Raw genomic sequence first — 20520 nt, 5'->3', positions numbered from 1 at the left:
GAGATGAGCGAGAGCACAGTGTTCGAGTACGAGAAGGACGGCGCGGAGATCTACCGGCAGTCCTTTGCCACGATCCGCGCCGAGGCGGACCTCGCGGAACTGCCCGCCGACGTCTCCCAGGTCGCCGTACGCATGATCCACGCGTGCGGGATGACCGACCTCGTACGCGACCTCGGCTGGACCACCGACGTGGTCGCCGCCGCCCGCAAGGCCCTGCGCTCCGGCGCGCCCATCCTCTGCGACGCGCAGATGGTCGCCTCCGGCGTCACCCGCAAGCGGCTGCCCGCCGACAACGACGTGATCTGCACCCTCTCCGACCCCTCGGTGCCGGAGCTCGCCGCCCGCATGGGCACCACGCGCAGCGCCGCCGCGCTCGAACTGTGGCACGACCGTATGGAGGGCGCCGTCATCGCGGTCGGCAACGCCCCCACCGCGCTGTTCCGGCTCCTGGAGATGATCGAGGAGGGCGCCCCCCGCCCGGCCGCCGTGATCGGCGTCCCCGTCGGTTTCATCGGCGCCGCCGAGTCCAAGGACGCGCTCGCCGCGCACCCGTCGAAGCTGGACCACCTGATCGTCCGCGGCCGCCGCGGCGGATCCGCCATGGCCGCGGCCGCGATCAACGCGATTGCGAGCGAGGCGGAGTGAGCGAGCAGCAGACCACCGGACGGCTCTACGGCGTGGGCCTCGGCCCCGGCGACCCGTCCCTCATGACCCTGCGGGCCGCCGAGGTCATCGCCGCGGCCGACGTGATCGCTTACCACAGCGCCCGGCACGGACGGTCCATCGCCCGTTCCATCGCCGCGAAGCACCTGCGCGACGAGCACATCGAAGAGCCGCTCGTCTACCCCGTCACCACCGAGGCCACCGACCACCCCGGCGGCTACCGCGGCGCCCTCGACGACTTCTACGAGGAGGCCGCGGCCCGTCTCGCCGCGCACCTCGACGCCGGACGCACCGTGGCCGTCATCTCCGAGGGCGACCCGTTCTTCTACGGTTCGTACCAGCACATGCACAAGCGGCTCGCCCACCGCTACCCGACCGAGGTGATCCCAGGCGTCACCTCGGTGAGCGCCGCCGCCGCCCGGCTGGGCACGCCGCTGGTCGAGGCCGACGAGGTGCTCACCATCCTCCCGGGCACCCTGCCGCAGGAGGAACTGACCGCCCGTCTCGCGTCGACCGACGCCGCCGTCGTCATGAAGCTCGGCCGCACCTTCCCCGCCGTGCGCGGCGCCATGGAGGCGTCCGGCCGGATCGACGAGGCACGGTACGTGGAGCGCGCCACGATGAGCGGCGAGCGCACGGGCCTGCTGGCGGACGTGGACGGCGAGTCGGTGCCGTACTTCGCGGTCGCGGTGGTGCCGAGCCGTATCGCCAACCCGGTCGCCGAGCCCGCGCGCGGCGAGGTCGTCGTCGTGGGCACCGGACCGGCCGGACCCCTGTGGCTGACGCCCGAGACGCGCGGCGCCCTCGCCTCCGCGCAGGACCTCGTCGGCTACACCACCTACCTGGACCGGGTGCCGGTGCGCCCCGGTCAGCACCGCCACGGCTCCGACAACAAAGTCGAGTCCGAGCGCGCCGAGTTCGCCCTCGACCTCGCCCGGCGCGGGCGCCGGGTCGCGGTGGTCTCCGGTGGCGACCCGGGCGTCTTCGCCATGGCCACCGCCGTGCTGGAGGCCGCCTCCCAGGAGGCGTACCGGGACGTGCCGGTGCGGGTCCTGCCCGGCGTCACCGCGGCCAACGCCGCGGCGGCGAAGGCGGGCGCCCCGCTCGGCCACGACTACGCCGTGGTCTCGCTGTCCGACCGGCTCAAGCCGTGGGACGTCATCGCCGGACGCCTCGCCGCGGCCGCCTCGGCGGACCTGGTCCTCGCCCTCTACAACCCCGGCTCGCGCAGCCGCACCTGGCAGGTCGGCAAGGCCCGCGAACTGCTGCTGGAGCACCGCGCCCCCGACACCCCGGTCGTCCTCGGCCGCGACGTCGGCGGCCCGGAGGAGTCCGTGCGGATCGTCCGCCTCGGAGATCTCGACCCGGCGCAGGTCGACATGCGCACGATCCTGCTGATCGGGTCCTCGCAGACCCGTGTGGTGCGACGCGGCGACGGCGAGGAGATCGCCTGGACACCGCGCACGTACCCGGAGCGGCAGGCGTAGGAACGGGCGGCCTTCGGAACGGAGGTGATCCGGGAACGGCCCCGGCGGGTTTCGCCGTTCCCGGACCGACCGGGTGCGCTCACAGGTCGCAGGAGGAGATGACCACGGACATGACCGAGCCGTACGATCACGACCGGCTCGGTCGGCTGCTGAAGGAGCACCGGCTCGCGCCCTACCCCACCGGGTTCCGCGGTGTGGATATCGAAGGCGAAGAACTCATCCTGCTGGACGCGGACGTCGCCGCCGCGACCTGAAAGGGCCCACGGGGACATCGGAGAGGTCTCAGGCCTGCAGCGCCTCGACCCACTCCGCCGCGGCCTCCGGGGTCGCCGCCACCGGTACGCCCGGCGGAACGGGCGGCCGTTCGACGACCACCACGGGGAGGCCCGCCTCTCTGGCCGCGGCCAGCTTCGGGGCCGTCGCGGCGCCGCCGCTGTCCTTCGTGACGAGGACGTCGACCCGGTGGCGGCGCAGCAGTTCCCGCTCGCCGTCCAGGGTGAACGGGCCGCGGTCGAGGAGCAGCTCCATGCGGGGCGGGCACGCGCCGTCGGGCGCGTCCACCGACCGGACCAGGAACCAGAGCGCCTCGAGGTGTGCGAAGGTGGCCAGGCCCATCCGCCCGGTGGTGAGGAACACCCGCCTCCCCAGTCCGGGCAGGACCTCCGCGGCCTCCGCCAGCGACCCGACGTGGTGCCAGCGGTCGCCCTCGACGGGCACCCAGCCGGGGCGGCGCAGGGCCAGCAGGGGAACATGGGCCATGGCGGCGGCCTCGGCCGCGTTGAAACTGATCGTCCCGGCGAAAGGATGGGTGGCGTCGATGAGCGCATCGACCCGGTGCTCGCGCAGCCACTGCGCGAGGCCCTCGGCTCCGCCGAACCCGCCCACCCTGACCCCGCCGGCCGGCAGCCTCGGCCGCGCCACCCGCCCGGCCAGTGAGCTGGTCACCCGCGTCCGGCCGTGCAGCAGTTCGGCGAGCCGACGCCCCTCCGTCGTACCACCGAGAACGAGCACATGCCGTATGACCTTCATCGGGCCCTTCCATGAGTGAGGCGACCGGCGGCCGCACCGCCCAACTCAAGCACACCGGTCTCCGGCCGGGCTGGACGACCGGGGCGTGCGCGACGGCCGCGACCACGGCCGCGTACACGGCGCTGCTGACGGGCGAGTTCCCCGACCCGGTGACGATCACCCTGCCCAAGGGGCAGACCCCGGCGTTCGCACTCGCGGTGGAGGAACTCGCCGCGGACGGTCACGCGACGGCCGGCGTGGTCAAGGACGCGGGCGACGACCCGGACGTCACACACGGCGCGCTGGTCCGCTCGACGGTCCGGCTGCTGCCGCCCGGCAGCGGGGTCGTGTTCCGCGCCGGCCCCGGCGTGGGGACCGTCACCAGGCCGGGCCTCCCACTGGACGTGGGGGAGCCCGCGATCAACCCCGTGCCCCGGCAGATGATGCGCGACCACATCGCCGAGGCCGCCGCACGGCACGGCGGCACGGGCGACGCGGAGATCACCGTCTCCATCGACGACGGCGAGGAGATCGCCCGCAGCACGTGGAACCCCCGGCTCGGCATCCTGGGCGGCCTGTCCGTCCTCGGCACGACCGGCATCGTCGTCCCGTACTCCTGCTCCGCGTGGATCGACTCCATCCGGCGCGGCGTGGACGTGGCCCGCGCCGCGGGCCGTACGCACGTGGCCGGGTGCACCGGGTCGACGTCCGAGAAGACCGTCGTGACGGAGTACGGCCTGCCCGAGGACGCCCTCCTCGACATGGGCGACTTCGCGGGCGCGGTGCTGAAGTACGTACGCCGCCATCCCGTCGACCGCCTCACGATCTGCGGCGGTTTCGCGAAGCTGTCCAAACTGGCCGCGGGCCACATGGACCTGCACTCGGCCCGCTCCCAGGTCGACAAGGGCCTGCTGGCGGAGCTGGCGCGCGGCGCCGGCGCGGACGAGACCCTTGCGGCCGCGGTGGCGGAGGCCAACACCGGTCTCGCCGCCCTCCAGCTGTGCGCGGCCCGGGGCGTGCCCTTGGGCGACGCGGTCGCCGCCACGGCCCGCGACCAGGCCCTGGATGTGCTCCGCGGCGCGCCGGTCGTCGTCGACGTCGTCTGCATCGACCGCGCCGGCACCGTCGTCGGCCGCTCGGAGCCCCGCGGACCGGGCCGGACCTGACCGTCCGTGTCGATCTTGGATGTGCCAAACTCCTTGTGTATGACGGGAATTGACGGAGCGCAAGCGGTTCGGAACGAGGGAGTGGGGGCCGCGGTCACCCTGGGACTGCTGGCCGCCTGGGCGGTGCACGACGCCGAGGAGGTGGCCATGGTGCCCCGCTGGGCGCGGGCCCGCGCGGCGGAACTGCGGAAACGTTTCCCGCAGATGCCGGAGACGGTGTGGCGGCGCCTGGAGTCCCTCGACGGCAAGGAGTTCGCGGTCGCGGTCGCCGCGATGGGCGTGCTGGTGGCCGCCGCGGCCGCCGACGGCCACCGGACCGGTGGGCGCTCCGGGTTCTACCAGGGCGCCCTCGACGCGTTCGGCCTGCACGGCCTGGTCCACCTGGCCCAGGCCGCGGCGGTCCGCGGCTACACGCCGGGCTCCGCCACCACCCCTCTGGTGGTGATCCCCTTCACCCTGTGGGCCCGCCACCGCCTGCGCCGCGCCGGCGTCCTGCGCCCCACCCGCCCCCGCGACCTCCCGGCCGGCCTGGCGTTCGCCGCCGCGGCGACGGCCGGCGCCCATCTGACGGCTCGGCGCATCGTCCGCCGGAGGGCGTCGAGGTCTTGAGGCGGGCGGGGACGTGAGCGTTACGGGGGAAGGGCGGGGTCGTGAGCGTTGTGGGGCGGGGGCGTGAGGCGGGCCAGGGTCGTGAGCGTTGCAGGACGGGGCGGGGGTGACTGGTCTGCGGGAGCGCGGCGGGCGGAGCCTGCCGGGCACTCGTCCGGCCGTCGGGGACGCGGAAGGGTCTTCCCGAGGGGGCGGAACGCTCTTCCCGACAGGCGGGCGCCAGGCCGGCCGGCTGCCGTGGCGGCGCGCAGCATCCCACGCCCCGCCCGGTTCGCTTGAGCGTCACCGGCTGACCCGGCCTGGGTGCGGCGCGGGCAGCGGCGCCGGGGATTCGCCTGGCCCTCCGGGACACGGAGGGGCGCTGCTGGCGCTCCCGACGTGCCGCACGTCATGTCGGCCGACGGCCGCGGGAGTCCGCGCCCGGGAAAGCAGGACCCCGCTCAGCAGACGTGACGCTCCCGCTCCGGCGAGTACAGGTGGCTGTCGCGGAACTGCGACGCGCCCAGCGTCCGGCCGACCATGATGACGGCGGTGCGGACGACACCCGCCGCCTTCACCTGGTCCGCGATCTCGCCCAGCGTGCCCCGCAGGACGAGCTCGTCGGGCCGGCTGGCCATCGCGACGACCGCGGCCGGACAGTCCGCGCCGTAGTGCGGCAGGAGTTCGGCCACGACGCGGTCGACGTACCGGGCCGCCAGGTGCAGCACCAGCAGCGCGCCGCTGCGGCCCAGCGTGGCCAGGTCCTCGCCCTCCGGCATGGGGGTGGCCTGCTGGGCGATCCGGGTCAGGATGACGGTCTGCCCGACAGTCGGCACGGTCAGCTCCCGCTTCAGCGCGGCCGCGGCCGCCGCGAACGCCGGGACTCCGGGCACGACTTCGTACGGGACCCCCGCCGTGTCCAGGCGGCGCATCTGCTCGGCCACCGCGCTGAACACGGACGGGTCGCCGGAGTGCAGCCGGGCCACGTCATGGCCCCCCTCGTGCGCACGGACGAGTTCCTCGGTGATCCGGTCGAGGTCGAGCTGCGCGGTGTCGATCAGCCGGGCGTCCGGCGGGCACTCCGCGAGGAGCTCGCGCGGTACGAGGCTGCCCGCGTACAGGCACACCCCGCAGCGGGCCAGCGTGCGTGCGCCGCGCACCGTGATCAGGTCGGCGGCGCCCGGGCCGGCACCGATGAAGTACACCGTCATCGTTCTTGTCCTCCTGATTTGGTGACGGCCCATTGGGTGACCGGCATGGCCTGCCGCCACCCCGTGAACCCGCCGACGGGAACGGCGTGCGCGACCGCGAGCCGCACGAGGTCGCCGCCGTGCCGCCGGTACCACTCGGTGAGCAGCGCCTCGGACTCCAGGGTCACGGTGTTCGCGACGAGCCGGCCGCCCGCGGGCAGGGCCTCCCAACAGGCCGCCAGCAGCCCGGGCGCGGTGAGCCCGCCGCCGATGAACACCGCGTCGGGCACCGGGAGTCCGTCCAGCGCGGCCGGCGCCCGGCCGGTGACGACACGCAGTCCGGGCACGCCGAGGGTCTGCGCGTTGCGGCCGATGCGTTCGGCCCGCACCGAATCGCGTTCCACGGACACGGCCCGGCAGGCGGGGTGCGCCCGCAGCCATTCGATGGCGATGGAGCCGGAGCCGCCGCCGACGTCCCACAGGAGTTCACCGGGGGCGGGGGCGAGCGCCGCGAGGGTGGCGGCCCGTACATACCGCTTGGTGAGCTGCCCGTCGCTCTCGTACGCGTCGTCGGGCAGACCGGGCACCACAGACAGCCGCCGGGCTCCGGGGTCGCGCCGGCAGTCGACGGCGATGACGTTCAGGGCGTCGCCCGGCGGGTGGTCCCAGCTCGCGGCGATCCCCTCCGCCTGCCGCTCGTCCGCGCCGCCGAGCTGTTCGAGGACGCGCATCCGGCTGGGTCCGAAGCCGCGGTCGGTGAGCAGTCCGGCGACCTCGGCGGGGGTGCCGGCGCCGGCGCTGAGCACGAGCACGCGCCGCCCGTCGTGGAGGACACGGGCGAGCCGGGCGGCCGGGCGGCCGACCAGGGTGACGACGTCGGTGTCCTCGACGGGCCAGCCGAGCCGCGCGCACGCGTACGACACGGAGGACGGGTGGGGCAGCACGCGCAGGGCGTCGGATCCGGCGATCTCGCCGAGGGTGCGGCCGATGCCGTGGAACATGGGATCGCCGCTGGCCAGGACGCAGATGCGGCGTCCCCGGTGCTCGGCGAGCAGCCCGGGAACGGCGGGCCGCAGCGGGGACGGCCAGGTGACCCGGGTGCCGGTGCAGTCGGCGGGGAGCAGATCGAGCTGACGTGCGCCGCCGACGAGGACCTCGGCGGAGAGCAGGGCGTCCCGGGACGCGGCCGGGAGTCCTTCCCACCCGTCGGCGCCGATCCCGACGACGGTCACTGCGGGGGCGGGGGAGGCGGCGTTCACGTGGCCGAACTCTACCGGCCCGGTCATGCGTTCGGTTCAGCGGCTGCTGTTGTGGAAGCGCTGTCCCTGCACCTGGTCGCGCTCACTCTCCGATGCCGCGCGGTGGCCGGGGGCCGACTGCGGTGAGGGAAGCGTCACCCGTCATCGGTCACCCGTCACCCGTCACCCGTCATCGGTCACCCGTCACCCGTCATCGGTCACCCGTCATCCGTCACCCGTCACCCGTCTTCCCGCGTGACACCGATGTCTTCCAGCCACAGATCGGGCCGCGCCGAGACGAAGTCCCGCATCAGCGTCCGGCACTCCGGATCGTCCAGCAGCACGATCTCCACGCCGTGCTCGGCCAGCCAGTCGTGCCCGCCGTGGAAGGTCTCCGCCTCGCCGATCACCACCCTGGAGATCCCGAACTGCCGCACGAGGCCGCTGCAGTACCAGCACGGCGACAGCGTCGTCACCATCGTCGTACCGCGATAGCCCCGCTGCCGTCCGGCGTTCCGGAACGCCGCGGTCTCGGCGTGCTGCGACGGGTCCCCGTCCTGGACCCGCCGGTTCCGCCCGCGCCCGAGGAGCGCCCCGTCCGCCCCGTACAGCGCGGCGCCGACCGGCACACCGCCCTCCGCGAGCCCGGCCCGCGCCTCCTCCAGCGCCACCGCGAGCATGGCGCGGGCCGTAGCGGTGTCCAGTGGGGTCATGCCGTGTCCAGTGAAGTCACGCCGTGTCCCGTCGTAGTCGTTGTCTGTCCGGCCGTGTCACCTGTCCGGCCGTGTCGCAGGACTCCTCGTGCCCAGCCGCTTCAAAGCGACTCCTCGCGGGCACGGGCACCGGACGCATCCCCGGGCAGATGGGTGGTGAACCATTCCGCGGCCAGGACGGCCACGGCCTCCAGTGTTCCCGGTTCCTCGAAGAGATGGCTCGCACCCGGGACGACGTCCACGCGGTGTTCGCACTGGAGCAGGGCCGCCGCCTCGCGGTTGAGCCCCAGGACCTGAGTGTCGAGGCTCCCCACGATCAGCAGCGTGGGGGCACGCACGGCCGCCAGCCGTGAGGACGCCAGATCGGGACGGCCTCCGCGGGACACCACGGCGACGACGTCCGTGTCCGGTTCCGCGGCCGTCGTCAGGGCGGCCGCGGCGCCCGTGCTCGCCCCGAAGAGGCACACCGGCAGCCCGTACTGGGCCCGCAGCCAGTGCGTGGCACCGGTGAGCCGCTCGGCGAGCAGCGGGATGTCGAAGACCTTCGCGCGGTCGTTCTCCTCGCCAGGGGTGAGCAGGTCGAACAGCAGCGTCCCCAGCCCGGCCCGCTGCAGGGCCTCGGCGACGGCACGGTTGCGCGGACTGTGCCTGCTGCTCCCGCTGCCGTGCGCGAAGGCGACGACGGCCGGTGCGTCATGGGGGAGCGCCAGGTCCCCGGGCAGCGCGACCCCGGCGGCCCGCACCACGACCTCGGGATCGTCCACACCGGTGGCCGCATCCTCGGCCAGCAGCGCGGAGACCTCCTCGTCGGTGGTCTGCGCGAAGTCCCGGTACCAGCGGCCCACGGCGACGAAATCACCGGGAGAGGCCAGGCAGACCACCTCGTCGGCCTCCTGGCGCAGCCATCCCACGGTGTCCGCAGGAGCCAGCGGCACGGCCAGGACGACCCGCGCCGCACCCTGGGCGCGGGCCACGCGGCAGGCGGCCGCCGCCGTGGAACCGGTGGCGACGCCGTCGTCGACCACGACGACGGTCCGCCCCTCGACCGGGACCCTCGGCCGGTGCCCGCGGTACTGCTGCAGCCGCCGCTCCAGCACCGAGCGCTCGGCCTCCTCCACGGCCACCTGCTGGGCACGGCTGAGCCGCGCCATCGCCACCACGTCGTCGTTGAGGATCCGCACCCCGCCCTCACCGATCGCGCCGAACCCCAGTTCGGGATGGACGGGCACGCCCAGTTTACGGACCACGATCACATCGAGCGGCGCGCCGAGGGCCCGGGCCACCCGGGCCGCCACCGGAACCCCGCCACGCGGCAGCCCCAGAACGACGGGATCCCGCAGTTCCAGCGCCCGCACTGCCTCGGCCAGCCGGTCCCCGGCCTCCGTACGATCGACGAACAGCACGGTCCACCTCACCTCCCGGGTCCTCGGACCCGTGCGGAAGCTCCCCTTCCAGCTTGCTCTTCCGTCGCGGCCCGGTGCGACCGACACTGGGTGGGTGAGGCGGTGACCCACGATGACGCTCACGATCGCCCTGGCCGGCGACACGATGCTCGGCCGGGGTGTCGCACAGCAGATCGCCGACTACGGCCCGGACTCGCTCTTCGCGCCCGGGCTGAAGCCTGTGGTCGACCGGGCCGACCTGTTCCTCCTGAACCTCGAATGCTGCGTCTCCGCCCGAGGGAGCCGCGCCCGCATCCCGGGCAAGCCATTCTTCTTCCGGGCCCCGCCGGAGGCCGCAGGCGCACTCGCGCAGCTTGGGGTGGACGCCGTCACCCTGGCCAACAACCACGCCCTCGACTACGGTCCGGAAGCCCTCGAGGACACGCTGTCGCTCCTCGCCGAAGCGGGCATCGACGTCGTCGGGGCCGGCCCCGACGTCACACGGGCCCGCGCCCCGATCGTGATGACGGCCGGAGGGCTGCGCATCGGTCTGCTGGGCGTCGCCGACCACCCCGAGGAGTTCGCCGCGGGCCCGCACACCCCCGGCACCTCCTACGCAGACCTCCGCCACGGCGCACCGCGCTGGCTCATCGACGCCATCCGCGACCTGCACCAGGGCACCGACGTCACCCTGGTCACCGTCCACTGGGGACCCAACATGGCCTCCCGCCCCGTCCCCCACGTCCTGCGCTGCGTCCCGGACCTGCTGGAGGCCGGGGCCGCCCTCGTGATCGGCCACTCCGCCCACGTCTTCCAGGGCTTCACCCGCCGCGTCCTGTTCGACCTCGGCGACTTCATCGACGACTACGCCGTCGACCCCGAGCTACGGAACGACCTGGGCCTGCTCTTCCTCGCCACGCTGGACGGGTCGTCCCTCCTCCGCGTGGATGCGTACCCGCTCGCCCTCGACTACTGCCACACCCGTCCCGCGGACCCGGACGAGTACGACTGGATCCGCCGCCGCCTCACCAGCGCATGCGCGGCCATGGGTACGACGGTCACGGACGACGGCGACCATCTGACGGCGCGGTGGGTCTGAGGGGCGGTCGGGGGTCACCGGGACCAGGGCCAGGCCCACGCCCGGGGGACCACGCCCGGGAGGCCACGGCCAGGAGACTGGGGCCAGGCGACCGGGACCCAGTGGATCATCCGTTTGCCATCCTTTCTGACATTCCGTCATTGAGACCATCACGGCACGCCCGACCTGTATGAAGGCCCGTCAGATGCATCCGTGCAGGGGGCTGCACCAGCACCTTCCGACAGGTCGTCAGGTCGCGGAGCTGTTTCCCTGGGTTGCGGAGCGCGGCGCCCTGTCGGGACAGCAGGTCCTGCCCCGCGCCCTCGGAGGGTGAAATGCGCATTGCACGAGTACTCGCCGCCGGCGCCCTGACCGTGATCGCCGTCGGCCACCCGGCCGGAGCCGCGGCCGCGGACGAGTCGGATCTCCGCGTCAGCCCCGGCGTGGTCTACCCGGGATCGACCGTCAAGGTCAGCACGGAGGTCTGCGGACCGGACGTGACGTACGGCAAGGGACAGGCGGAGGCCGGCGGCCAGATCAACATGCTGGAGACCGGCAGGGAGGGCGAACTGGCCGGCGAGTTCACCGTCCCGGCGGACACCAAGGAGGGCGTCTACAACATCACGGTCAAGTGCCCCCCGAGAACCCGCGTCGACACCACGGTCGAGGTGGCCCACCGCCCGAGCGGACCGGTGCGCGGCGGATTCGGCGGAGCCGGAGGCATGGACGGCACCCAGATCGCCCTCGGCTGCGCGCTGATCGCCGGCGCGGTGGGCGGCGGCGTGATCGCCAAGCGGCGCCGCACCGCCGGCGACGCCGCTTGACCGGCCTGCCCCCGGGGGCGGGGTGGCCGGCGCCCCGGCCGCCTCGCCGCCCGGCACCGGCGGCCGGGACCGCCACCGGGCGCGGACGAGCCGCGGTCCTGCTGTCGACCAGGAACCTCGCCGTCGTCCTGATCGCCGGCATCTTCCTGGTGGCCCACGGGATGCGCGGCGAGCCGGCCCCCCAGCCGTCCGCCGCCCAGGCCTTCTCCGCACCCGACTCCACGGCATCGCCGGCCCCACCGGAGACGCGGGCGCCCCGGAACGCCTCCCCGCGGGTGCCGCCCACCCGGGTGCCGCCCCCGCTCACGGCCGCCGCCCGCACGAAGGCCGCCCCGAAGCGACTGCGCATCCCCGCGATCGGCGTCAACGCACCGATGACCGGGCTCACCCTCGACGGGACCGGCACCCTCGCCATGCCGTCGGCCCGCAGAGCCCATCTGGCCGGCTGGTACGCCAAGGGCCCCGTCCCCGGCGAGCCCGGCACCGCGGTCGTCGCCGGCCACGTCGACACCCCGACCGGCCGCGCCGTCTTCTACGCCCTGGGCGTCCTCCGCAAGAAGAGCACCATCGAAATCGTCCGCGCCGACGGCCACACCGCGCTGTTCTCCGTCGACGCCGTCGAGGTGTACCCGAAGAAGAAGTTCCCCGACCAGAAGGTCTACGCCAGCACCTCGGCCCCCCAGCTGCGGATCATCACCTGCGGCGGCGGCTTCGACAAGAAGACCGGCTACCGCGGGAACATCGTCGTCTACGCGTCCCTGATCCGGATGTCGTGACGCCACGGCCAAGCCCGGCGAGGGCCCCGTCACCACGGACGGTTCGCGGGCGCCGGCCTGCCGGTTGGCCGAGGGTGCTGTCGGTGGGTGGGTGCACACTGGCGGCATGAGCGCCTCTTCGTCCGCCTCGGCTGACGCGTCCGATGCCGCCCCTGTCTGGGTGGAGTCGATGGGCGGCCCTCTGATCGTCATCCCCGTCTCCGCGCTGGCTGCATGGCGCGGGTGCACGGAGACCGGATTCGTCGTGGGGGACGCGACCGCTCCGGACGACTACGACCGCGCCTGCGCGGTGGACGACCTGGCCGTGGTGATCGCCGTCGGCGACAGCGGCGCGCAGGCACTGGTACTGGCGGACGAGCCGGCCACCAGTTGCTACCTGCCCGGCCATCGGGCTTTCCTGCGCCGGCTCGCCGCAGGCTCCGAGGACGAATTGGAGGCAGCAGCCGAGGCTGTCCTTGCGGACCCCGCCACCGAGTGGGAGGAGTGCGGCACCTGGGCGTCGGATGGCCCGGCCGTGCTCATGGACTCCGTAGAGGCGGGCGCAGAGCTGAGCATCGGGTATCCCGGAGGTGGGATGCCCGCTCAGGCGGCAATCCCGCTGTCCAGGGGCCGCTGGAGGGTCCGCGCCGTCCACACCGAAGCGGATGAGGTGAACTGGGTCGGCTTGGTCCAGCTCCTCCCCGTCGATGCCTGACCGCAAGAACAGCCGTCGGCCGTGTTCCTTCCAGCTGGGGAAGGAACACGGCCGACGGCCCACAGACCGACCAGGGGAGCGGAAACCCGCTCCGACCCGTGGCGATCTTAGATGTCGAAGTACAGCTCGAACTCGTGCGGGTGCGGACGGAGCTGGATCGGGGCGATCTCGTTCGTGCGCTTGTAGTCGATCCAGGTCTCGATCAGGTCGGAGGTGAAGACACCGCCGGCCTGCAGGTACTCGTTGTCCTCCTCCAGCGCGTCGAGGACGGCCGGGAGGGAGGTCGGGACCTGCGGGACGCCCGCGTGCTCCTCGGGGGCGAGCTCGTAGAGGTCCTTGTCGATCGGCTCGGCCGGCTCGATCTTGTTCTTGATGCCGTCGAGGCCGGCGAGCAGCAGTGCCGAGAAGGCCAGGTACGGGTTGGAGGACGGGTCCGGCGCGCGGAACTCGACGCGCTTGGCCTTCGGGTTCGAGCCCGTGATCGGGATACGCATGGCCGCGGAGCGGTTGCGCTGCGAGTAGACCAGGTTGACCGGGGCCTCGAAGCCGGGGACCAGGCGGTGGTAGGAGTTCACCGTCGGGTTGGTGAAGGCCAGCAGCGACGGGGCGTGCTTGAGGATGCCGCCGATGTAGTAGCGGGCGGTGTCCGAGAGGCCCGCGTAGCCCTGCTCGTCGTAGAAGAGGGGCTCGCCGCCGGTCCACAGGGACTGGTGGACGTGCATGCCGGAGCCGTTGTCACCGAAGATCGGCTTGGGCATGAAGGTCGCGGTCTTGCCGTTGCGCCAGGCGACGTTCTTCACGATGTACTTGAAGAGCATCAGGTCGTCGGCCGCGGCCAGCAGCGTGTTGAACTTGTAGTTGATCTCGGCCTGGCCGGCGGTGCCCACCTCGTGGTGCTGGCGCTCCACCTTCAGGCCGGCCTTGGCCAGCTCCAGGGAGATCTCGGCACGCAGGTCGGCGAAGTGGTCGACCGGCGGGGCCGGGAAGTAGCCGCCCTTGTAGCGGACCTTGTAACCACGGTTGTCCTCGAGCGCACCGGTGTTCCAGGCGCCGGCCTCGGAGTCGATGTGGTAGAAGCCCTGGTTCGCGGAGGTCTCGAAGCGGACCGAGTCGAAGATGTAGAACTCGGCCTCGGGGCCGAAGAAGGCGGTGTCCGCGATGCCGGTGGAGGCGAGGTAGGCCTCGGCCTTCTTGGCGATGTTGCGCGGGTCACGGCTGTACTGCTCGCCGGTGATCGGGTCGTGGATGAAGAAGTTGATGTTCAGCGTCTTGTCGCGGCGGAACGGGTCGACACGCGCCGTGGTGATGTCCGCGCGCAGCGCCATGTCGGACTCGTGGATCGCCTGGAAGCCACGGATCGAGGATCCGTCGAACGCCAGCTCCTCGTCCGGGTCGAACGCGTCGGCCGGGATCGTGAAGTGCTGCATCACACCCGGCAGGTCGCAGAAGCGGACATCAACGAACTTGACGTCCTCGTCTGCGATGAACTTCTTCGCGTCGTCGGCGTTCTGGAACATCCAACTCCTCCTACTCCCGACCCGGGGCTTGGGCGGGGCTGTAGCTCGGTCATGCAGCCAGTGCGGTGGTGCACGCTCGTCCCCGACCATAGGTACGAGGGATTTCTCAAGCGTGACCCATTTGTTTCGACCAAGTTAACCGGAGGCCCGTCGCAAACGGAGGCGGACAGAGCCGGACAGAGCCGGACAGACACTGGCCGGTCGGCCGGACAGGGGCGGCGGCGGGAAAGGAATCCCTGCCCAGTACCGTGGACGGGTGGACAAAAGGCAAGCACTCGGATCGTGGCTCTCCGGGCCTCGCGCGGCCGCCGAGCAGATGGGCGTCGACTTCGGATACCGGGGCCGGCAGCTCGGTCTGCCGGAGCACGGGCCCGGCTCCATCGCCCCTGTCGGGCGGCGTCTCGGCGCCGTCTTCGTCGACTGGGCGATGTGCATGCTGATCGCATACGGGCTCTTCGCCCAGGGTGACCAGCGCGCGGCCGGGAACTGGGCGCTCGGCATCTTCCTGCTGCTCGGTCTGCTGACGGTCGGTACCGTCGGCTTCACTCCGGGCAAGCGGCTCTTCGGCCTCCGCGTGGTCGCCGAGGAGGGCGGACGGCTCGGCTTCGGACGCGTTTTCGTGCGCACCCTGCTGCTGTGCCTCGCCATCCCGGCGCTCATCTGGGACCGCGACGGCCGCGGCCTCCACGACCGCCTCGCACGGGCCGTACAGGTCCGCCTCTGAGCCTGAGCCCCAGAGGGGCGGCTGCTACGGCAGCGGTAGTCCGCACGCGTCGTGCGTGAGCCCCGCCCGTACCTGGCCCCGGATGCCCGCGCGCGGTCTGCCCCCGGATGCCCGCACGCTGTATCTGCCGCCGGGTGTCCGCACGCCGTACCTCCCCCTGGGCGTCCGCAGGCCGTACCCGCCCATCGGCCTCCCGTGCCCGCCCGTGGGTGTCCGCACGTCCCGAGTGGGCCCGCGCGTAGCCATGTACCGGTCGCGTTTGCAGACGACGCGCACGCCGTCCGGCCCGGCGCACGACGGCCACGGCCGCTGACCCCGCGACACGCCGCCGACGCGCGACATACGAGCGGACCCGCGACATACGGAAGGGCCGCCCGGAGAAGAAACCTCCGGGCGGCCCTTCCGTACATCGGCGGGCAGGCGGGTCAGCGCATCTTTCCGCCCCGCGGCATCCGCATGCCCTTCGGCATCGGACCCTTTGGCAGCGGCATGTTGCTCATCAGGTCGCCCAGCGCGCGCAGCCGGTCGTTGGCGGCCGTGACCTGGGGGCCGGTGAGGACACGGGGCAGCTTCACCAGGGTGGTGCGCAGCTTCTTCAGCGGCACCTCGCCCTCGCCGTTGCCGACGATGAAGTCGTGCACCGGCACGTCCACCACGACGCGCGACATCTTCTTCTTCTCGGCGGCCAGCAGGGTCCGCACCCGGTTCGGGTTGCCCTCGCCCACGAGCACGATGCCGGCCTTGCCGACGGCACGGTGGACGACGTCCTGGTTGCGGTTCATAGCGACCGCCGGAGTGCTGGTCCAGCCGCGGCCGATCTGCTGCAGCACGGCGGCCGCGGCGCCCGGCTGTCCCTCCATCTGGCCGAAGGCAGCGCGCTCGGCGCGCCGGCCGAACACGATCGCACTCGCCAGGAAGGCCAGCAGGAAGCCCAGAATGCCCAGGTAGACCGGGTGACCGATCAGGAAGCCGATCCCGAGGAAGACACCGAAGGTGACGATTCCCACACCCGCGATCACGAGCCCGACCTTCGGGTCGGCCCGGCGGGTCATCTTGTACGTCAGGGCGATCTGCTTCAGTCGCCCGGGGTTCGCGGCCGCGTCAGCGCCGCCGTTGTTTGCCTTCCTCGCCATGCAAAGAAGTTTACGTTGCTCAGGGACGGCGCCCGGCCGCGGCCTCCAGTACGTGCTGTGCCTCGACCCGGTCCCTTGCGCGGCGGCGGTCCTCCAGGACCGCGGTCCAGGCGTTCCGGCGGGCCGTGCGCTGGCCACCGGCCATCAGGACGGACTCGACGGCGCGCAGCGCACCGCTGAGATAGGGCATGGGTGTGGCGGTGGCACGGCCGGCTGTCGCCATTACGGCTCCCTGTGGAGTGACGAGGGGTGTGCGCGGTGAGTGAGACCAGCGTCACTGATTGGTGTTACCAGGGCGTGTCCGACCGGTCAAACACCAATGAAACCTTGATACGCACGCCGCGCACGCCGACGCGGCCCGTACGGGCGCCCCTACCTGCGGGGACCGTACGGACCGCGTCGACTCGGCCACTACTGACCAGTAATAACTTGTGCGCAGATTCACACGGTCTGCGTCCGGGGGGACTCGGATCCAGCGGCACGCGGTCCCGTGCCCGACCGCTTGAGGCCGCGTAGGACCGCGTAGGACCGCGGAAGTCCGCGTCAGACCGCTTCGCCCGCCACGGGCCGTGCCGCCACCGCCGCGCCCTCGCCGCGCCGCTCCATCGCCTGCTGGAACAGCCGGCCGGCGCGGTAGGAGGACCGGACCAGCGGGCCGGACATCACACCGGAGAAGCCGATCTCGTCGGCCTCCTCCTTCAGCTCCACGAACTCCTGGGGCTTCACCCAGCGCTCCACGGGGTGGTGCCGCACGGAGGGCCGCAGGTACTGCGTGATGGTGATGAGCTCGCACCCGGCGTCGTACAGGTGCTGGAGGGCTCCGCTGACCTCCTCACGGGTCTCGCCCATGCCGAGGATCAGGTTCGACTTGGTGACCAGACCGGCCTCACGGGCCTTGGTGATCACCTCGAGCGAGCGCTCGTACCGGAAACCGGGGCGGATCCGCTTGAAGATCCGGGGCACGGTCTCGACGTTGTGCGCCAGCACCTCGGGGCGCGACGAGAAGACCTCGGCCAGCTGTTCCGGCACCGCGTTGAAGTCGGGGATGAGCAGCTCGACCTTGGTGCGGCCGGCCTCGCGGCCCGCGGTCGCCTCGTGGATCTGGCGCACGGTCTCCGCGTACAGCCAGGCGCCGCCGTCCTCCAGGTCGTCGCGGGCGACGCCGGTGATCGTGGCGTAGTTCAGGTCCATCGCGACGACGGACTCGCCGACCCGGCGGGGCTCGTCGCGGTCCAGCGCCTGCGGCTTGCCCGTGTCGATCTGGCAGAAGTCGCAGCGCCGGGTGCACTGGTCGCCGCCGATGAGGAAGGTCGCCTCGCGGTCCTCCCAGCACTCGAAGATGTTGGGGCAGCCCGCCTCCTGGCACACCGTGTGCAGGCCCTCGCTCTTCACGAGCTTCTGCAGCTGGTTGTACTCGGGGCCCATCTTCGCCCGAGTCTTGATCCACTCGGGCTTGCGCTCGATGGGGGTCTGGCTGTTCCGGACCTCCAGACGCAGCATCTTGCGTCCGTCGGGTGCGACAGCGGACACGACCGGCTCCCTACACTTCGATTCTTCGGCGAACCCCAGGGTACGCCCGTGGTTCCCGTTGCCTTACGTTCGGCCAACCTCTGGCCTGAGGGGATCATTCCCTGGTGGTTCCCCGGTGGATCCCGGGGCCGTTCCCGGATCCTCCCCGGGCGGGTCCCGGCCCGGAGTCCGGTCGGGACCCGGACCAGGATCCGGGGTGACCCCGGTGGCCGTCAGGCCGGGGCGTTCTCCTTCTCGCGGGGGGCGAGGACCGCGGTCTCCAGGATCTCCCCGAGGTACCGCTCCACCACCGGCACCACCTCGGGCACCGTGATCTCGCGCCCCAGTTCGTTCGTGAGCGAGGTCACACCGGCGTCCCGGATGCCGCACGGCACGATCCGGTCGAACCAGGTGTTGTCGGGGTTCACGTTCAGCGCGAAGCCGTGCATCGTGACGCCCTTCGCCACCCGGATGCCGATCGCGGCGATCTTGCGGTCCTCGCGGCGCTGGCCCGCGTTGGACGGCGCGTACTCGGGGCCGTTCAGCCGGGGGTCGAACTCCTCGTCGTGCAGCCGCGGGTCGAAGTCCAGGGACAGTCCGCCGAGGGCCGGCCGCTCCTCGACCGGGTCGCCGAGCACCCAGACGCCGCTGCGGCCCTCGACCCGGGTGGTCTCCAGGCCGAACTCGGCACAGGAGCGGATCAGCGCCTCCTCCAGGCGGCGTACGTGCGCCACGACGTCCACCGGGCGGGGCAGCTTCTGGATCGGGTAGCCCACGAGCTGGCCCGGGCCGTGCCAGGTGATCTTGCCGCCGCGGTCGACGTCCACGACCGGGGTGCCGTCCAGGGGCCGCTCGTTCTCCGCCGTGCGCCGTCCCGCCGTGTAGACGGGCGGGTGCTCCAGCAGAAGGCAGGTGTCCGGGATCTCGTCGGCGAACCGGGCCGCGTGCACCCGCCGCTGCTCGTCCCACGCCTCGCGGTACTCGACGGCTTGCTCGCCGAACCCCAGATGGACAAACCGCAGCTCACTCACGGCCATGCCTCCTCAGCACGTTCACAGTGCACGCATCCGCGCCCACGCCACTGTACGACCGGATGCACGAGACCGGTCCGGCGGTCGCCGTCACCGATCCCTGCCAATCCTCACACGATCGGATGAATGTAGGGCGAAGGAGGTGGTACCGGCGGGACGGGCCGCTAAATTCGCGCCGTTCCATGAGGGCTGCACCCGGGCCCGGAAGGCAGGAGACCGCAGAGCTGATGACGGAACGACCCTCGCAGCGCACCCCCAACCGCCAGCTCGCCGCGCTCATCGCGGAGGCAGGATTCTCCAACGCGGGGCTCGCCCGCCGAGTGGACCAGCTCGGTCTGGAGCACGGACTCGACCTGAGGTACGACAAGACGTCGGTCACCCGCTGGCTCCGCGGTCAGCAGCCGCGCGGCACCACCCCCGCGCTGATCGCCGAGGTCTTCACCCGGCGCCTCGGCCGTCGGCTCAGCGCGCAGGACCTGGGACTCGACGCGTGCGCCCCCGTGTACGCCGGTCTGGAGTTCGCGGCCACACCCGAGGAGGCCGTCGACATCGTCAGCGGGCTGTGGCGCAAGGACTCCGGCAGCCACGCCGAACTCCGCAAGATCGCCTTCACCCCCGCCGGGCTGGTGGTGCCGAGCCGCGACTGGCTGATCGGCAGGGCCGACGAACGGGTGGGACGCGGCGACCCCGCCCCCCACGCCGTCCGCGTCCCCAGCCAGGGACGGCCGGCGGGCCCCCGCCCCGTGCCACTGTCCGGCGTCGGCCTCGGCCGGCCCACAGACCGCGGTCCCGGCCAGCGGGTGACCGGCGGGGACATCGCGGCGCTGCGCTCGGTCGGCGAACTCTTCCGGGCGCTCGACCACGCCTACGGAGGCGGGCACGCCCGGCAGGCCCTGGTCCGGTACCTGGAGCACGAGGCCGAGCCGATGCTGCGCGGCGCCTACGGCGAGACGGTCGGCCGCCGGCTCTTCGCGGCCGTCGCCGACCTCACCCGGCTGGCCGGCTGGACCTCGTACGACATCGCCGCGCACGGACTCGCCCAGCGGTACTTCGTCCAGGCGCTGCGGCTCGCGCAGGCCGCCGGGGACCGTGCGTACGGCGCGTACGTACTGATCACCATGAGCCGTCAGGCCGTCTACCTCGGGCACGGCCGGGAGGCGGTCCAGCTGGCCCGGGTCGCCCAGCAGGGCGTCGGCTCGGCCGCGCCGCCCGTCGTGCAGGCCATGCTGCACGCGGTCGAGGCACGCGGCCACGGGGTGCTCGGCGAGGTCCGGGCCTGCACGTCCTCGCTGGCGCGCGCGGAGCGGGCCATGGAGGCGGCGAAGCCCGCGGACGAGGTGCCGCACTGGGCGCGCTCCTTCGACGAGGCCCAACTGGCCGATGAACTGGGCCACTGCCACCGCGATCTGCACCAGTACCGGTCGGCCGTCCAGCACGCCGAGCGTGCCCTGCAACTGCGCGCGCCCGGTTTCGCCCGCAGCCGCCTCTTCTGCCGGATCGTCCTCGCCACCGCCCGGCTGGGCCTCGGCGAGCTCGACCAGGCGTGCGCGCTCGGCGCGGAGGCCGCCCAGCAGGCGTCCGAGATGCGCTCCGCCCGTGCCCTGGAGTACGTACGCGACTTCGAACGCCGCCTGGAGCCGTTCCGCGACGCCTCCGCGGTACGGACGTACCGCGACCGGGTCTCGGCCCTGGGCTGACGGCCGGGCGGGCCGCCCCGGTCCGACGACCACGTGGCCTCCGGGGCGGTCCGCCTCCGGGCCCCGCCCGGCCGCCGGGCAGCCGCCGAGCAGCCGAGCGGC

At 72.8% G+C, this 20520-nt stretch carries 21 protein-coding genes; 11 read left to right on the top strand and 10 right to left on the bottom strand.

The window, feature by feature from the left end:
* Positions 1-3 precede the first annotated feature (3 nt).
* The 3 genes from ACZ4Z5_RS14385 (at position 4) to ACZ4Z5_RS14375 (ending at position 2404) form a co-directional block, all read left to right on the top strand.
* Positions 4-645, top strand: a complete 642-nt coding sequence (locus ACZ4Z5_RS14385) for a precorrin-8X methylmutase (RefSeq protein ID WP_468261657.1) — start codon at positions 4-6, stop codon at positions 643-645.
* Positions 642-2150, top strand: a complete 1509-nt coding sequence (locus ACZ4Z5_RS14380) for a precorrin-2 C(20)-methyltransferase (protein ID WP_468261654.1) — start codon at positions 642-644, stop codon at positions 2148-2150. The genes ACZ4Z5_RS14385 and ACZ4Z5_RS14380 overlap by 4 nt, the downstream gene beginning before the upstream one ends.
* Before the next feature lie 110 nt (positions 2151-2260).
* The gene (locus ACZ4Z5_RS14375; protein WP_468261651.1) at positions 2261-2404 is read left to right on the top strand and encodes a hypothetical protein; all 144 of its coding nucleotides are present in this window, start codon (positions 2261-2263) and stop codon (positions 2402-2404) included.
* 28 nt (positions 2405-2432) lie between these two features.
* Here ACZ4Z5_RS14375 and ACZ4Z5_RS14370 read toward each other — a convergent pair whose 3' ends face one another.
* Entirely contained in the window at positions 2433-3179 is a 747-nt protein-coding gene (locus tag ACZ4Z5_RS14370; RefSeq protein ID WP_468261648.1) for a cobalt-precorrin-6A reductase, read from the bottom strand.
* Positions 3180-3190: 11 nt separating this feature from the next.
* Between ACZ4Z5_RS14370 and ACZ4Z5_RS14365 the strand changes: the two genes are divergently transcribed.
* Positions 3191-4324: a cobalt-precorrin-5B (C(1))-methyltransferase gene (locus tag ACZ4Z5_RS14365; RefSeq protein WP_468261645.1), complete on the top strand. Its 1134-nt coding sequence runs from the start codon at positions 3191-3193 to the stop codon at positions 4322-4324.
* Positions 4325-4363: 39 nt separating this feature from the next.
* Positions 4364-4933, top strand: coding sequence for an HXXEE domain-containing protein (locus ACZ4Z5_RS14360; protein WP_468261642.1), 570 nt, complete (start codon positions 4364-4366; stop codon positions 4931-4933).
* A 440-nt stretch (positions 4934-5373) separates the two neighbouring features.
* Here ACZ4Z5_RS14360 and cobM read toward each other — a convergent pair whose 3' ends face one another.
* The 4 genes from cobM to ACZ4Z5_RS14340 all read right to left on the bottom strand — a co-directional run bounded on the left by cobM (position 5374) and on the right by ACZ4Z5_RS14340 (position 9456).
* The gene (cobM, locus tag ACZ4Z5_RS14355) at positions 5374-6123 is read right to left on the bottom strand and encodes a precorrin-4 C(11)-methyltransferase (protein ID WP_468261640.1); all 750 of its coding nucleotides are present in this window, start codon (positions 6121-6123) and stop codon (positions 5374-5376) included.
* A complete protein-coding gene (gene cbiE / locus ACZ4Z5_RS14350; RefSeq protein ID WP_468261637.1) occupies positions 6120-7388 on the bottom strand; it encodes a precorrin-6y C5,15-methyltransferase (decarboxylating) subunit CbiE in 1269 nt (422 codons plus the stop codon). The genes cobM and cbiE overlap by 4 nt, the downstream gene beginning before the upstream one ends.
* Positions 7389-7579: 191 nt before the next feature.
* Positions 7580-8053: a nucleoside deaminase gene (locus tag ACZ4Z5_RS14345; RefSeq protein ID WP_468261635.1), complete on the bottom strand. Its 474-nt coding sequence runs from the start codon at positions 8051-8053 to the stop codon at positions 7580-7582.
* A 101-nt stretch (positions 8054-8154) separates the two neighbouring features.
* A complete protein-coding gene (locus tag ACZ4Z5_RS14340) occupies positions 8155-9456 on the bottom strand; it encodes a phosphoribosyltransferase family protein (RefSeq protein WP_468261633.1) in 1302 nt (433 codons plus the stop codon).
* 112 nt (positions 9457-9568) lie between these two features.
* Between ACZ4Z5_RS14340 and ACZ4Z5_RS14335 the strand changes: the two genes are divergently transcribed.
* The 4 genes from ACZ4Z5_RS14335 (at position 9569) to ACZ4Z5_RS14320 (ending at position 12807) form a co-directional block, all read left to right on the top strand.
* Complete coding sequence (locus ACZ4Z5_RS14335; RefSeq protein WP_468261630.1) at positions 9569-10534, top strand: CapA family protein; 966 nt, start codon at positions 9569-9571, stop codon at positions 10532-10534.
* A gap of 314 nt (positions 10535-10848) precedes the next feature.
* On the top strand, positions 10849-11337 hold the full coding sequence (locus tag ACZ4Z5_RS14330) for a hypothetical protein (protein ID WP_468261628.1): 489 nt from the start codon (positions 10849-10851) through the stop codon (positions 11335-11337).
* Entirely contained in the window at positions 11334-12113 is a 780-nt protein-coding gene (locus ACZ4Z5_RS14325) for a class F sortase (RefSeq protein WP_468261625.1), read from the top strand. Before ACZ4Z5_RS14330 ends, ACZ4Z5_RS14325 begins: the two co-directional genes overlap by 4 nt.
* A 106-nt stretch (positions 12114-12219) precedes the next feature.
* On the top strand, positions 12220-12807 hold the full coding sequence (locus ACZ4Z5_RS14320) for an Imm21 family immunity protein (RefSeq protein WP_468261622.1): 588 nt from the start codon (positions 12220-12222) through the stop codon (positions 12805-12807).
* A 107-nt stretch (positions 12808-12914) separates the two neighbouring features.
* Here ACZ4Z5_RS14320 and glnA read toward each other — a convergent pair whose 3' ends face one another.
* Positions 12915-14324 carry a type I glutamate--ammonia ligase gene (glnA, locus tag ACZ4Z5_RS14315; RefSeq protein WP_468261620.1) on the bottom strand — a complete coding sequence of 470 codons (1410 nt, stop codon included), beginning with the start codon at positions 14322-14324 and terminating at the stop codon, positions 12915-12917.
* A 256-nt stretch (positions 14325-14580) separates the two neighbouring features.
* Between glnA and ACZ4Z5_RS14310 the strand changes: the two genes are divergently transcribed.
* Positions 14581-15048, top strand: a complete 468-nt coding sequence (locus tag ACZ4Z5_RS14310; RefSeq protein ID WP_468261617.1) for an RDD family protein — start codon at positions 14581-14583, stop codon at positions 15046-15048.
* A gap of 425 nt (positions 15049-15473) precedes the next feature.
* On the opposite strand, the gene ACZ4Z5_RS14305 is transcribed toward ACZ4Z5_RS14310, so the two are convergent.
* From ACZ4Z5_RS14305 to lipB, 4 genes are all read right to left on the bottom strand, one after another.
* On the bottom strand, positions 15474-16181 hold the full coding sequence (locus ACZ4Z5_RS14305; RefSeq protein ID WP_468261615.1) for a DUF4191 domain-containing protein: 708 nt from the start codon (positions 16179-16181) through the stop codon (positions 15474-15476).
* A 19-nt stretch (positions 16182-16200) separates the two neighbouring features.
* Positions 16201-16404 carry an SCO2195 family GlnR-regulated protein gene (locus ACZ4Z5_RS14300; RefSeq protein ID WP_468261612.1) on the bottom strand — a complete coding sequence of 68 codons (204 nt, stop codon included), beginning with the start codon at positions 16402-16404 and terminating at the stop codon, positions 16201-16203.
* Between the two features lie 320 nt (positions 16405-16724).
* Positions 16725-17711, bottom strand: coding sequence for a lipoyl synthase (lipA, locus tag ACZ4Z5_RS14295; RefSeq protein ID WP_468261610.1), 987 nt, complete (start codon positions 17709-17711; stop codon positions 16725-16727).
* Positions 17712-17923: 212 nt separating this feature from the next.
* Complete coding sequence (gene lipB, locus ACZ4Z5_RS14290) at positions 17924-18721, bottom strand: lipoyl(octanoyl) transferase LipB (protein WP_468261608.1); 798 nt, start codon at positions 18719-18721, stop codon at positions 17924-17926.
* A gap of 227 nt (positions 18722-18948) precedes the next feature.
* Between lipB and ACZ4Z5_RS14285 the strand changes: the two genes are divergently transcribed.
* Complete coding sequence (locus ACZ4Z5_RS14285; protein ID WP_468261606.1) at positions 18949-20418, top strand: regulator; 1470 nt, start codon at positions 18949-18951, stop codon at positions 20416-20418.
* The last annotated feature ends 102 nt before the right edge of the window (positions 20419-20520 follow it).

It is taken from the genome of Streptomyces sp. NPDC030222, from assembly GCF_055573115.1.
Note: the sequence above shows the minus strand (reverse complement) of the source record. Positions and strands in the feature narration are given on the sequence as shown.

Bases quoted from the DNA above. Each gene is read 5' to 3' on its own strand.
- ACZ4Z5_RS14385 (WP_468261657.1), top strand. From the start codon at position 4: ATGAGCGAGAGCACAGTGTTCGAGTACGAGAAGGACGGCGCGGAGATC.
- ACZ4Z5_RS14375 (WP_468261651.1), top strand. From the start codon at position 2,261: ATGACCGAGCCGTACGATCACGACCGGCTCGGTCGGCTGCTGAAGGAG.
- ACZ4Z5_RS14370 (WP_468261648.1), bottom strand. From the start codon at position 3,179: ATGAAGGTCATACGGCATGTGCTCGTTCTCGGTGGTACGACGGAGGGG.
- ACZ4Z5_RS14365 (WP_468261645.1), top strand. From the start codon at position 3,191: ATGAGTGAGGCGACCGGCGGCCGCACCGCCCAACTCAAGCACACCGGT.
- ACZ4Z5_RS14360 (WP_468261642.1), top strand. From the start codon at position 4,364: ATGACGGGAATTGACGGAGCGCAAGCGGTTCGGAACGAGGGAGTGGGG.
- cobM (WP_468261640.1), bottom strand. From the start codon at position 6,123: ATGACGGTGTACTTCATCGGTGCCGGCCCGGGCGCCGCCGACCTGATC.
- cbiE (WP_468261637.1), bottom strand. From the start codon at position 7,388: ATGACCGGGCCGGTAGAGTTCGGCCACGTGAACGCCGCCTCCCCCGCC.
- ACZ4Z5_RS14345 (WP_468261635.1), bottom strand. From the start codon at position 8,053: ATGACCCCACTGGACACCGCTACGGCCCGCGCCATGCTCGCGGTGGCG.
- ACZ4Z5_RS14335 (WP_468261630.1), top strand. From the start codon at position 9,569: ATGACGCTCACGATCGCCCTGGCCGGCGACACGATGCTCGGCCGGGGT.
- ACZ4Z5_RS14330 (WP_468261628.1), top strand. From the start codon at position 10,849: ATGCGCATTGCACGAGTACTCGCCGCCGGCGCCCTGACCGTGATCGCC.
- ACZ4Z5_RS14320 (WP_468261622.1), top strand. From the start codon at position 12,220: ATGAGCGCCTCTTCGTCCGCCTCGGCTGACGCGTCCGATGCCGCCCCT.
- glnA (WP_468261620.1), bottom strand. From the start codon at position 14,324: ATGTTCCAGAACGCCGACGACGCGAAGAAGTTCATCGCAGACGAGGAC.
- ACZ4Z5_RS14305 (WP_468261615.1), bottom strand. From the start codon at position 16,181: ATGGCGAGGAAGGCAAACAACGGCGGCGCTGACGCGGCCGCGAACCCC.
- ACZ4Z5_RS14300 (WP_468261612.1), bottom strand. From the start codon at position 16,404: ATGGCGACAGCCGGCCGTGCCACCGCCACACCCATGCCCTATCTCAGC.
- ACZ4Z5_RS14285 (WP_468261606.1), top strand. From the start codon at position 18,949: ATGACGGAACGACCCTCGCAGCGCACCCCCAACCGCCAGCTCGCCGCG.